We start from the raw sequence: 12,459 nt of genomic DNA on the forward strand, positions 1-12,459 counted from the left end.
TCCACCTCCCACACTGACTGCATGCGCTGCGGACGACCGTAGCGCCATCCACATTTGCGGGACGGCCCGCATCCCAGGACAAGGCCGAGCACTCATCGGCCTGCGGGGTTTTGCCATGTTCGAAAAACTGTTGATCGCCAACCGTGGCGCCATCGCCTGCCGCATCCTGCGCACTTTGCGTGAGCTTTCGGTCAAGGGCGTGGCGGTGTATTCCGAAGCCGATGCCGCGAGCCTGCATATCCAGCAGGCCGACGAAGCCTACAGCCTGGGCGAAGGCGCGGCGGCCGGCACCTATCTGTCGGTCGATAAAATCCTCGCCACGGCCAAGGCCTGTGGCGCCACCGCGATTCATCCCGGCTATGGCTTTCTATCGGAAAACGCCGCCTTCGCCGAAGCCTGCGAAACAGCAGGCATCGCCTTCGTCGGCCCGACGCCGGAGCAACTGCGGGTGTTCGGCCTCAAGCACACCGCGCGTGCGTTGGCCAGGCAGCACAACATCCCGCTGCTGGAAGGCACCGAGCTGCTCAACAGCCTCGACGCCGCACTACTGGCCGGGGAAACCCTGGGCTATCCGATCATGCTTAAAAGCACCGCCGGTGGTGGCGGGATCGGCATGCGCGTGTGCTACAGCGCCGATGAATTGCGCGACTGTTTCGAGGCGGTGAAACGCCTGGGCCAGAACAATTTCAGCGATGCCGGTGTGTTTATCGAGAAGTACATCCAACACGCCCGGCACCTGGAAGTGCAGGTGTTTGGTGACGGCTGCGGCGAGGTCATCGCCCTCGGCGTGCGCGACTGTTCGGTGCAGCGGCGCAACCAGAAAGTGCTTGAAGAAACCCCGGCGCCGAACCTGCCCGACGGCATGGCGGATGAGCTGTGCCGTGCCGCCATCACCCTGGCCAAGGCAGTGAATTACCGCAGCGCCGGCACCGTGGAATTTATCTTTGATAGCGCCGATGGCCGCTTCTATTTTCTGGAAGTGAACACCCGGTTGCAGGTGGAACATGGCGTCACCGAGCAAGTGTGGGGCGTGGACCTGGTGCGCTGGATGGTGCAATTGGCCGCCGGGGAAATGCCGCCATTGCGGGAACTGCAACTGAAGCCTCACGGCCACGCGATTCAGGCACGCCTGTACGCCGAAGATCCGGGCCGGGAGTTTCAGCCAAGCCCGGGGCTTTTGACGTATGTGGACTTCCCGGTCGCTGAAGGCCTGCGCATCGACACGTGGGTGGAGGCCGGTTGCGAGATTCCGCCCTACTTCGACCCGATGATCGCCAAGCTCATCACCTGGGCGCCGACCCGCGAACAGGCACGCCTGGATTTGCATCAAGCCCTGAGCAACAGCCAACTGTACGGCGTGGAAACCAACCGCGATTATCTGCGCCAGATTCTGCTCGCTACACCGTTCGCCAGTGGCCATCCGTGGACGCGCTGCCTTGAAGATTTGGTGTACCACGCCAACACGTTTGAAGTGCTCAGCGCCGGCACGCAAACCAGTGTGCAGGACTATCCGGGGCGCCTCGGTTACTGGGCCGTAGGCGTGCCGCCGTCGGGGCCGATGGACAGTCGCGCGCTGCGCCTGGGCAATCGCCTGCTGGGCAATGCCGAGGGCACCGCTGCGCTGGAAATCACCATGAGCGGGCCGTTGCTGCGCTTCAATTGTGCGGCGGTGGTGGCGGTGACGGGTGCAGACATTGTGCTGCGCTTGAATGATGAAGCGGTACCGATGAACACCGCGTTGCTGATCCCGGCGGGCGCAACCTTGAGCCTGGGCACCATCGCCGGGGCCGGAGCTCGCAGCTACCTTTGCGTGCGCGGCGGGCTGCAGGTTCCGGATTATCTGGGAAGCAAAAGTACCTTCACCCTTGGCCAGTTTGGTGGGCATGGCGGGCGGGCTTTGCGGGCGGGTGATGTGTTGCACTTACTGCCGTTGGAGGATCTCAGTTGCGGCAATACGCTAGTGCCTGAACCGCTTGGCGAGGTGCGAACACTGCGGGTGATCTACGGCCCCCACGGCGCGCCGGAATACTTCAAGCCCGAGTACATCGAGACGTTCTTTGCCACCCAGTGGGAAGTGCATTTCAACTCCAGCCGCACGGGTGTGAGGTTGATCGGGCCGAAGCCTCTGTGGGCGCGTACGGATGGCGGTGAGGCGGGGTTGCATCCGTCGAATATTCACGACAATCCGTATGCGATCGGTGCGGTGGATTTTACCGGGGACATGCCGGTGATCCTCGGCCCCGACGGCCCGAGCCTGGGTGGGTTTGTATGCCCGGTGACGGTGATCGAGGCGGACTTGTGGCAGCTGGGCCAGCTCAAGGCGGGTGACAAAATCTGCTTCACCCCCGTCGATATCAAGACCGCCCGAGACCTCGCCTTGAACTGGGATCGTTCCCACGCTCTGCGTGGGAATGCCGCCTGGGACGCTCCGCGTCCCGCTGTCGACGCAATGACGCAGAGCGTCACAGGATGCATTCCCACGCAGAGCGTGGGAATGATCAGGTCGCCTGTTGTTCTGGACATCGGCCAGGCCGACACCCGCCTCGTCGCCCGCCTCGCCGGCGACACCCACCTGCTCCTGGAAATCGGCGCCCCGGAACTCGACCTGGTGCTGCGCTTTCGCGCCCACGCCCTGATGCAAGCCCTCGAAGCACAAGCCCTGCACGGCGTCATCGACCTGACACCCGGCATCCGCTCCCTGCAAATCCACTACCAGCCCGAACAACTTACCCTCGCCGACCTCCTGGCGCTGATCACCGCCGAATGGCACGCCGTCTGCGCCAGCCAAAACCTGCAGGTGCCGTCGCGCATCGTCCACCTGCCACTGTCCTGGGACGACCCGGCCTGCCAACTGGCGATCGAAAAATACATGACCACCGTGCGCAAGGATGCCCCGTGGTGCCCGAGCAACCTGGAGTTCATCCGCCGCATCAACGACCTGGCCAACCTCGACGAAGTGCGCCACACCGTGTTCGATGCCAGCTACCTGGTGATGGGCCTGGGCGACGTCTACCTCGGCGCGCCCGTGGCCACGCCGCTGGACCCGCGTCACCGCCTGGTCACCACCAAGTACAACCCGGCACGCACCTGGACCGCCGAAAACTCCGTGGGCATCGGTGGCGCCTACCTGTGCGTCTACGGCATGGAAGGCCCCGGCGGTTATCAGTTCGTCGGGCGTACCTTGCAGATGTGGAACCGCTACCGGGAAGTGGCCGCGTTCGATGGCAAACCGTGGTTGCTGCGCTTCTTCGACCAGATCCGCTTTTACCCGGTGAGCGCCGATGAGCTGGTGCAGATTCGCCGGGATTTCCCCCTTGGGCGGTTTGAACTGAGCATCGAACACAGCCAGTTGAACCTGACGGATTACCAGGCCTTTCTCGCGCAGGAAGCCGAAAGCATCGGCGCGTTTCGCGGGCAACAGCAGCGCGCGTTCAACGCCGAACGCGAACGCTGGATCGCCAGCGGCCAGGCGCATTTCGACAGCGAGGAACTCGCCGCACCACAGGGCGCAGACACGCCCTTGCAGGCCAACGAATACAGCATCGACAGCCACATCGCCGGCAATCTCTGGCAAGTGCAGGTCAGCGCTGGCGAACGCGTGGCGGCGGGAGATGTGCTGGTGATCCTGGAGTCGATGAAAATGGAAATCCCGGTAGTCGCACCGTTCGCCGGCACCGTGCGGGAAATTCCGGTGCAGCCCGGCAGCGGCATCGGTGCAGGCCAACGGGTGGTGGTGCTGGAGCGTGATTTGCAATAACGCGGCGGGGCTGTATCGTGCAAGGCACACCGGGTTTCACCGGGACTTTGTCCGATACAGCCTGAACCGACCGATGACCACGCCAACCCTCTGCCCCGCCTGCGGCGCCCGCAACGATTGCGCCCTGGCCGACCCGCGCACTGCCGACCAGGCATGCTGGTGCTATTCCGTCAGCATCGACCCCGCAGTGCTCGAAGCCTTGCCGGCGGAACTGCGCAACAAAGCCTGCCTGTGCCCGCGTTGTGCCCAGGTGGACGAACAACTGCGCGGCAACGAGCGGTCGTAATGCGCGTAGATCGTTTCCTCAGCAACCTGCCGCGTTTCAACCGTAAACAGGTTCGCCTGTTGCTGGTGGAGCGGCGGATCAGCGTCGACGGCCAGGCCATCAGCGATCCGCACCACCCGGTAAGCGAGTTCAGCCGTGTGTTGCTGGATGGCGAAGTGCTGCAAGCCGGCAAACCCGCGCGTTACTTCATGCTGCACAAACCCCAGGGCTGCGTCAGCGCCACGTCCGACCCGCAACACCCCACGGTGCTCGACCTGCTGGATGAACCGGACAAGCACGAGCTGCACATCGCCGGTCGTCTGGATTTCAACACCACCGGCCTGATGCTGATTACCAACGACGGCCAGTGGTCGCGCCGCCTGACCCAGCCGCAAACCAAGTTGCCCAAGGTGTACTACGTCGAGACCGAGCAGGACATCGGCCCGCAATACACGGCCACCTTCGCCGCCGGCCTGTACTTCGCCTTTGAAGACCTCACCACCCAACCGGCGGAACTGGAACTATTGGGCCCCAGAACGGCGCGCCTGAGCATCATTGAAGGGCGTTATCACCAGGTGAAGCGCATGTTCGGGCACTTCGACAACAAAGTGATACGCCTGCACCGCGAACGCATGGGACCGCTGGAGTTGGACGCAGCCCTTGCGCCAGGCCATTACCGGGCGCTTACAGAGGCTGAAATCCAACAGGTCTGATGACCGTTCAGCCGATGATGGCAAAAACCCACGCCATCGACTGGCGAACTGGCATCCCTGATGCTTGAATCAACCCAGCCAGCCGCAATCTGACTGGCGAGTCACCCCTACCTACAAGAAACACTTTGCCCGTCCGCACGCTTGACCTGCGGGCCTCTCACGGCAAATTGCCCGCCATAACAACACCCGTCGGCCAGCCAGTACCGGATCGACATGGGCCCTCACTTCCAGGCGTATGCCTACCTGTCACAAAGCTCGTGCAGAGTGATCTGCGCGCATTACCCGCTTGCCAGGAGTCTTACGACATGAGGCCAGAAATCGCTGTGCTGGATATACAGGGTCAGTATCGGGTTTACACGGAGTTCTATCGCGCGGACGCAGCAGCCAAGACCATCATCCTGGTCAACGGCTCAATGGCCACCACTGCGTCTTTCGCCCAGACCGTGAAAAGCCTGCACCCGACGTTCAACGTGGTTTTGTATGACCAGCCCTACGCTGGCCGCTCCAAAATCCACAACCGCCACGAGCATATGCTGACGAAAGAAGTCGAGGGCCAGATCCTTCTGGAACTCATCGACCACTTCGCCGCCGAACACGTGCTGTCCTTTTCCTGGGGCGGCGCCGCGACCCTCGTCGCCCTCGCCCACCGCCCGCGCCGTGTGGAAAAGGCCGTGATCAGCTCGTTCTCCCCGGTGATCAACGCCCCGATGCGCGACTACCTGGAGCGCGGTGTCGACTACCTCGGCAACCTCGACCGTGACCGCGTGGGCCACCTGGTCAACAGCACCATCGGCAAACACCTGCCGTCGCTGTTCAAACGCTTCAATCACAAACACGTGAGCAGCCTGGCCGAGCACGAGTATGGGCAGATGCACTTTCACATCAGCCACGTGCTCAACAGCGACCGGCTGTGCTACCTCAAGGCCGCTAAGCAGATTGATATACCGGTGTTGTTCTTGAACGGCGAATGGGACGAGTACACCAGTGCCCAGGATGCCAAGCTGTTTGGGCAACATATTGCGAAAAGCAGCTTCGGCACGATTCAGGCGACCGGGCACTTTCTGGATATGGAGCACAAGGCCGCGTGCCGGGATAGCCGGGAGGCGTTGATGGGCTTTTTGAGACCGGAGCAGCAGCCAAGCCGGTTGCGGTACCACGCGTCACAGCCACAGCATGCGTTTGCCGTATGAGCGGTGGGGTTGTGGGCGGGCCGGATTTCCCAGGGGGGCCGCCTGCCCACGATCGACCGTTGGCACGTAAAACACAGAATTTTCGAAGAAAAACTTCAAATCCGCGAGCACATCTGGTACAAAGTCAGCCGCTCTGAGCGGGTATAGTTTAGTGGTAGAACGAAAGCTTCCCAAGCTTTAGATGAGGGTTCGATTCCCTCTACCCGCTCCACTCAGATTTTGCTCCTGCGTCAGGCTGGTTTTGACGGGGGATGTGTAAAAAAACCGGTCCTTGGTGTCCGGTTTTTTTATGGGTGGGATTTGGAAATTAAACGGTCGAACCGGGCTCATTCAATCGCCTGATAGACCTTCTTCCCGCCAACCCAAGTCTGCAGGACGCGTGTCCTCCAGATGTCTGCCGGGCTGACGGCAAAAATGTCCTGATCAACCAGGATAAAATCGGCCCACTTTCCGGGCTCAATGCTGCCTTGGGTAGCTTCTTGATGGGCTGCATAAGCTGCATCCAGCGTAAATGCACGGAAAGCCTCGAAGAGGGTCATGGCCTGCTCAGGGTGCCATCCAGCCAAGGGGTTGCCCTCATGATCCGAGCGAGTCACGGCAGCATGTATGCCGTAGAACGGATTGGCAGATTCGACTGGGAAGTCTGACCCTGCCGCAATTTTCGTTCCCTGGTTAAGCAGAGTGCGCCAGGCATAAGCCCCCTTGATCCGTTCGACACCCACCCTGTCCTCAGCCATATTCATGTCGCTGGTAGCATGTGTAGGCTGCATCGATGCAATCAGCCCTAGATCGATAAAGCGCGGTATCTGCGCCACATCAACCACCTGCGCATGCTCGATCCTGTTACGCAAGGCGCGCCCACCGACTGTGGCGTAGGTCTGTTCAAAGCTATCCATGACCTGCTTGATGGCAGCATCACCGATGCCATGCACATTAGCTTGAAAGCCGGCTTTCAGTACCGACTCAATCTTGTGCTTCATCTCCTGCCGGCTTTCAAAAAGCAGCCCCTTGTTGGTTGGGTCGTCGGTGTATGGCTCAAACAGCGCCGCACCACGGCTTCCCAAAGCGCCATCGGCATAAAGCTTGACGCTACGAATGGTAAGACGATCATCGCCGTAGCCGATCAAAGGGCCGTCCTGGGACAACACCGCGAAATCATCCCCCGCACCGTTGATCATCGAGTAGACACGTAACGGAAGCCGGCCGCGATCGGCAAAACCGCGCATCGTCTTGATCATCTGCCTATCAGCACCTGCATCGTGCACAGATGTCAGTCCTTGTGCATTGAGATGCTCCAATGCAGCCTGCAACGCGACCTCTCGCTCCTGCTCGTCAGGCAGCGGAATAATATCCGCGACCAGCCCCATAGCGGCGTCGATAAATACACCTGTCGGGTTACCTTCTGCATCCCGTTCGATACGTCCGCCTTTCGGATCAGGCGTGTCCTTAGTAATACCCGCCAGTTGCATCGCCTTGGTATTAGCCCATCCGGCATGGGCATCCACCCGAATTAGCCACACTGGTCGATCGACAACGACCTTATCAATTTCGGCAGCCGTCGGAAAACGCCCCAACTTCCAGGTAACGTGGTTCCAGCCTGAGCCAGTCAGCCAACGGGCGCCGGGGCGCGCTGCAGCGAATACCCGAAGCCTTTCCTGCGTATCAACCAGTGTTGGAGAGCCCCGTAAAGCAATGCTTCGAAGGGACTCTCCAAGCCATTTGATATGGCCGTGCGCATCGGTCAACCCAGGCAAGAGGGACGCACCCTTACCATCGATGCGCGTCGCCAATGCATGCTTGCCAGCAAGATCGGCCGCCATACCGACGCAAATCACTTTGCCCGACGCATCAAAGGCCAACGCATCAAAACGCATCAGACCGCCTCCACTCACGGTATAACCACGCACATTTTCCATAATCGTTGGCTCCGCCCGGACAGGCCCCGCCAGCGACAGGAACATAGCCACCGGGATCAACGCCTTGGGCTGAGTTTTGATACACATCAGCAGCTGTTCAAACGCGGCAAGCATCGGGCCGAGCGTGAGACTTTTAAATGCTGATGGTTGCAGACTCGGTTTTTCTCCTGAAAATCGTGGAGTCATGATTTCCTCCAGTAAGAGGTCACGTCATGCGGTCAGAAAGAAGGTTATAAAAAAGGGCGCTAACACCGTCAGAATCAAACCACTCATGAGAGCGGTAGGCAGCGTGTCGCAGTGGCAGGTTTGGCGCACGATCGGTAACGTCGAGTCCAGAGCGGTTGCCCCAGCGGCGGCAATACCGACCTTTGGGTGGAAGCCACCGACCAGGTACAGTAAAGCGATCGCGATCAGTTCGCGCCCCAGGTCTGCGAGCAATGCCGTAGCGCCATGAACTTCTCCGGACAGCCCTCCGACCAGGACGCTGGATAGCGTGAACCATCCAAATCCCGTCGAGAGTGCCAGGAGCAAACGGATATCTTCGCCAGTGATGAAATGAACCGCATAGGCTCCCAATATTGAGCCAATGACCACGGCAATCGGAACGCATAGAACGCCCCATGAGATCCAGTCACGACCTAACTTGATGCTCGACAAGTCGAGTCCCACCAAGAAGATCAGTACCATTAACATCACGTTGCTGGGTGGAAGCCACAAGCTTGCAACGGTTGATTCTGCATATGTGAACAACACGCCCAAGGCCACCATCAGCAGCGCAATAAAGCACTCTTTCAGAGGAGCAGCAGCGCCATGCATATCGAAACTGGCAACCCTGCCTGGTTCTCGTCCAGCCCCTCTCAAAGCCGCCAAGCCCAGCAGCAGCATGCAAGGCACCACTGTTGTTGCGACCGCGACAAGCGAAGATGTCTTGAGCACATAGCCAACCGCATCCAGCGAAGAAACCACTTCGCCGAACTCAGTGCCTATCAGAAAAAGTAGCCCCCAAACCAAAGGGCTGATCAGACTGACCAATCGGGCAACAACTTTATCCGGGAGCAAGAGTTTGCTCGATAGATAGCCTATTCCCAACGCAATCAAGATGGGTAATATCGAGCTCAACGCCTGCACCGTCATATCCTCTGAATGGTTGGCGAGAAATCAACCAAAACAATACAGCGCTCACAGACTCCGGGAGAGGCGTCGTCAAGTTTCTTGATCGGGCTTATATAGTGCGAAACCTTCGGATCATGAACGGCAAAACTATCGAGAGGCTCCGAAAGGGTAAACTCCGCCCAAATCTGACTTGACCGCGCGTCCTCAAACAGCATGTTTCGAATTTCCGGATGCCCAATAAAATTGATGCCACCCGTCATGTTCGAAGAACGGTAGATCAAGTGCGCAAACGTGAAGGGCTCTCCATCCTGGTGAAAAAAGTTCGGTGAGCTTATACCTGGCTGATCCGAACTCGCGGACGTGAGTTTTACAAAATGCACCCCAAAATAGATAGGAAGGGGCTGGCCAGGATGCTGCCAGAACGTCAGGGAAAAATCTTCATCGATCAGGTCGAGTAGTACGCGATTGTTTTTTACCGCATCACTCAACGCGTGAAAGTAGCGAATATTTGCGTGATCCGGATTGTTACCGCCTTGGTCGTAACCTGCGCGTCCGTGGCCTGCCCCATCTTTGACGATTGGCAACCAGTGGCCTTCATGCGTGTCTTGCCAGGGAAGAATGACTCCGTTGCCATACCGTCGAAACCTGTTTACTCCAGGCGGGGCGTACTCATCCGGCTCTAACTGTTCAAACTCTCGACGTAATTCTGCGAGCTCTTCGACGCAATGAGTCTGGCTCACACGAGGCATGTAATGCAGATATCCATCTTCTGCTAAGGCACTTCGAGGCATGGTCATTCCTCCTTGGTTTGATGCCATCAAACATAGGCAATCACCGTGGAGAACTTCAATGGAGGCGCGAACAACGAGACGTGTCTTACAACGACGTCGGACGCTAATGGAGCGAGGGGGAACGAATCTTTTTACTCGGCATTACTGACGCAGTACTACGCAGATAGGGTGAAACTGTACGCAGGTTGCTGGGCCGGGGAGTCTCTGAACCGGCGCACACTGCTACTGGTAACCCACATCCAGGGAGGTGTACGCAACAATAGCTGCCCCGCCGTCCTGCTCAGCGGTCTGGTTGTAATTCCCGGCCTTGAAATACAGATTGATGCCCTGCCAACCCGATGGCGGAATATCGAATTCCCGGCTGGCCTGCCTGCCATTCGCCGCAGCCGAAACCAGCAGCACCATGCCACCCTCGGAGCCCTTGACCTCAATCTTGTAATTGAGCTTGTCATTAACCTTCAGCCCCGTCAGCAAGACTGTCCGTTGCTCCTTCTGCCCGTAGCGTGTCTTGGTCCCGGCGACGATCGAGCCACCTTCCCAGCGAAGCTTCAGCAGCTCCGAACCTCCCGCCTTGTCGCCATGTATCTGGGCAAAAATGATCGATTTTGTGCTTGGATTTTGCACCACATAAAGCTCGCCGGACTGGGTATTATCAAACACCCCACCTGCGGTGAACTCTCTTTTTGCCCGCAGCTCAACACGGGGGTAGTGACTGTTGGGCGTCGCGTCAAGACCCGAGGGTGTGTTGAATACCAGCGCTCCTTCAGGCACGCCTTGATGGCATCCCGATGTGCGATAACAGTTTGTGTAGAAATAGGCGTTCTGAAGATTTTCGCCGATCGCGATTTCTTCTGCCTGACCTTGCGCATTGAAATCCTGAAGCACGTAGGCACGGCTCAGGTTGGACAGGTTGTCGCCTGGGGGTTTTGTGGCATCCAGGGCAAAGGCATTTCCACCGTTAAAAATCGCTCCGATGGCCACTACCGACACCGCGATAACTCTAGCGCCAAACACTTTAAATGCGTGCATCACCGTCACCAATTATTCGTCAAAGCCCCAACTCCAACGCCAGCAGATGCGATAGCTGTTGCGGGTGTCGAATCAATGTAATGCGCCTTACTGCCGAAAGAGAAAAAAATATTGGAGGGCTGCCCTTCCCTTGGTATGTGCGGCCTGGAAGGGAAAGCCTTTTACAGAATCAAGAAACCCGATCCACTCGGTCCTGCACGGCTTCTACCAGTAAAAGCCCCAGTTCAATCATTTGCTGAATCGCCAAGGCCAGACTGCGATGCTTATCTGGCAGGTTATCGGCAAATTCGTTGGTCATTGCGCCAGCGCCGGCAATGGTTTCGTAAGCGTTGGCGAGCAATGCATCGGTGCCGATTTCGGGACGTACGCTGAAGATTCTTACGGGTGAGTTATACGAGTCAGTACACATCTGTTGATCCTCAAGAAGGACCACCACCCAGTACTACGGAGATAGGGTGGCAGCTGTACGCAGGTTAGTAGACCGGGAAGTTTCAGAACCGGCGCGCCCGAAGACGCCCTGCGCACAGCTACCATTAGGCACAGGCAATAAGATGCCTGACCGATAGAACAGCCGTACGCCAAAACTTCACCGGGCTACTAAACCCGACCGCTGATGGGCAGCGGCTGACGAACCTTAAAGAGGTTGCCCAAGGCGTACAACCGGGACGATTCTGATGGTTGTGTAGGCAATGGAGCAAGGTTCAAATATTCAGGCCAATCCGCGCTTCAGCCTTCAGTTCCCTCCAACTGCGCAAGATCCGCAAGCAACCCCGGCCCCACCGGTTCCCATCCCAACTTCTTGCGCGTGATCGCACTGGATGCAGGCATATCGTGAGCGGTAAACCTTGCCAACCAACCAAAAAACCCCTGAGCCTCTTGCGCCGAAATGGATTTAACCGGCAAACCAAGCCGCGTCCCCAACACCTCGGCAATCTCCCGTTGCGACACACCCTCCTCCGCCACCGCGTGATACCTCGTGCCCGGCTCGGCCTTTTCAATCGCCAGCCTGTAGAGCCGAGCCACATCCAGAATATGTGCCGCCGGCCAACGGTTTTTCCCGTCGGCGATGTAAGCGCAAACGCCCTTCTCGCGATACAACTCGATCACCGGGCTAACCAGCCCCTGCCTGACGGTGTCGTGTACTTGAGGCAAACGCATTACCGACACATTCACCCCCGTCGCGGCTACAGCGTTAGCCGCCTCTTCTGACGCCGCACGGGGAATTTGCGCTGAGGTAACCACCGCACCATCCTCCGTCGCCAACTGCCCCGGCACGGTGCTCGCAATTCCGACACCGGAGGTAATGATCAGCGGTCGATCCGACCCGGCAAGTGCCTCTCCCAGCGCCTGGATAACCCGGCGGTCGTCCTCGCAGTTCGCGACGAATTTCGAGAAATCGTGATTGAACGCCAGGTGAATCACGCCATCCGCCTGGGCAACACCAGACTTGAGGCTTCCCAGGTCCTCAAGCGACCCACGATGTACATGAGCCCCGGCGGCCTCCAGCGCTGCCACCTTGTCATCCAAGCGGCACAACCCCAGCACCTGATGGCCCGCCGAGATCAGTTCCTTGACGACAGCCGACCCGATAAATCCGCTGGCACCCGTTATAAATATGCGCATGAACCGTATCTCCGTGTGTATTCAGAGACTAATCTGTGCGCTTGCCCTATACGGGTAAAGTA

At 58.7% G+C, this 12,459-nt stretch carries 10 protein-coding genes and 1 tRNA gene; 5 read left to right on the forward strand and 6 right to left on the reverse strand.

Going from position 1 to position 12,459, the window contains the following annotated elements:
* Positions 1-115 precede the first annotated feature (115 nt).
* From uca to HX805_RS23490, 5 genes are all read left to right on the forward strand, one after another.
* On the forward strand, positions 116-3,757 hold the full coding sequence (gene uca, locus HX805_RS23470) for an urea carboxylase (RefSeq protein ID WP_177080183.1): 3,642 nt from the start codon (positions 116-118) through the stop codon (positions 3,755-3,757).
* Between the two features lie 73 nt (positions 3,758-3,830).
* Positions 3,831-4,043 carry a cysteine-rich CWC family protein gene (locus HX805_RS23475; RefSeq protein ID WP_003212042.1) on the forward strand — a complete coding sequence of 71 codons (213 nt, stop codon included), beginning with the start codon at positions 3,831-3,833 and terminating at the stop codon, positions 4,041-4,043.
* Positions 4,043-4,735, forward strand: coding sequence for a pseudouridine synthase (locus HX805_RS23480; RefSeq protein WP_177066742.1), 693 nt, complete (start codon positions 4,043-4,045; stop codon positions 4,733-4,735). Before HX805_RS23475 ends, HX805_RS23480 begins: the two co-directional genes overlap by 1 nt.
* A 305-nt stretch (positions 4,736-5,040) precedes the next feature.
* A complete protein-coding gene (locus HX805_RS23485) occupies positions 5,041-5,925 on the forward strand; it encodes an alpha/beta fold hydrolase (RefSeq protein ID WP_003212046.1) in 885 nt (294 codons plus the stop codon).
* Positions 5,926-6,062: 137 nt separating this feature from the next.
* A tRNA-Gly gene (locus tag HX805_RS23490) sits at positions 6,063-6,136 on the forward strand.
* Between the two features lie 115 nt (positions 6,137-6,251).
* Here HX805_RS23490 and HX805_RS23495 read toward each other — a convergent pair.
* The 6 genes from HX805_RS23495 to HX805_RS23520 form a co-directional block, all read right to left on the reverse strand.
* Positions 6,252-8,027, reverse strand: a complete 1,776-nt coding sequence (locus tag HX805_RS23495) for an amidohydrolase (RefSeq protein ID WP_256344527.1) — start codon at positions 8,025-8,027, stop codon at positions 6,252-6,254.
* 24 nt (positions 8,028-8,051) lie between these two features.
* Positions 8,052-8,975, reverse strand: a complete 924-nt coding sequence (locus HX805_RS23500) for a lysine exporter LysO family protein (protein WP_043225584.1) — start codon at positions 8,973-8,975, stop codon at positions 8,052-8,054.
* On the reverse strand, positions 8,972-9,745 hold the full coding sequence (locus tag HX805_RS23505; protein ID WP_003212052.1) for a 2OG-Fe dioxygenase family protein: 774 nt from the start codon (positions 9,743-9,745) through the stop codon (positions 8,972-8,974). Before HX805_RS23505 ends, HX805_RS23500 begins: the two co-directional genes overlap by 4 nt.
* Positions 9,746-9,967: 222 nt before the next feature.
* Positions 9,968-10,774 carry a polysaccharide lyase family 7 protein gene (locus HX805_RS23510; protein ID WP_177080190.1) on the reverse strand — a complete coding sequence of 269 codons (807 nt, stop codon included), beginning with the start codon at positions 10,772-10,774 and terminating at the stop codon, positions 9,968-9,970.
* A 169-nt stretch (positions 10,775-10,943) separates the two neighbouring features.
* On the reverse strand, positions 10,944-11,183 hold the full coding sequence (locus HX805_RS23515) for a DUF6124 family protein (RefSeq protein WP_003212057.1): 240 nt from the start codon (positions 11,181-11,183) through the stop codon (positions 10,944-10,946).
* A gap of 317 nt (positions 11,184-11,500) precedes the next feature.
* The gene (locus tag HX805_RS23520; RefSeq protein WP_177080184.1) at positions 11,501-12,397 is read right to left on the reverse strand and encodes an SDR family oxidoreductase; all 897 of its coding nucleotides are present in this window, start codon (positions 12,395-12,397) and stop codon (positions 11,501-11,503) included.
* Positions 12,398-12,459 lie beyond the last annotated feature (62 nt).

It is taken from the genome of Pseudomonas sp. G5001, from assembly GCF_013385475.1.
GTDB lineage: Bacteria > Pseudomonadota > Gammaproteobacteria > Pseudomonadales > Pseudomonadaceae > Aquipseudomonas.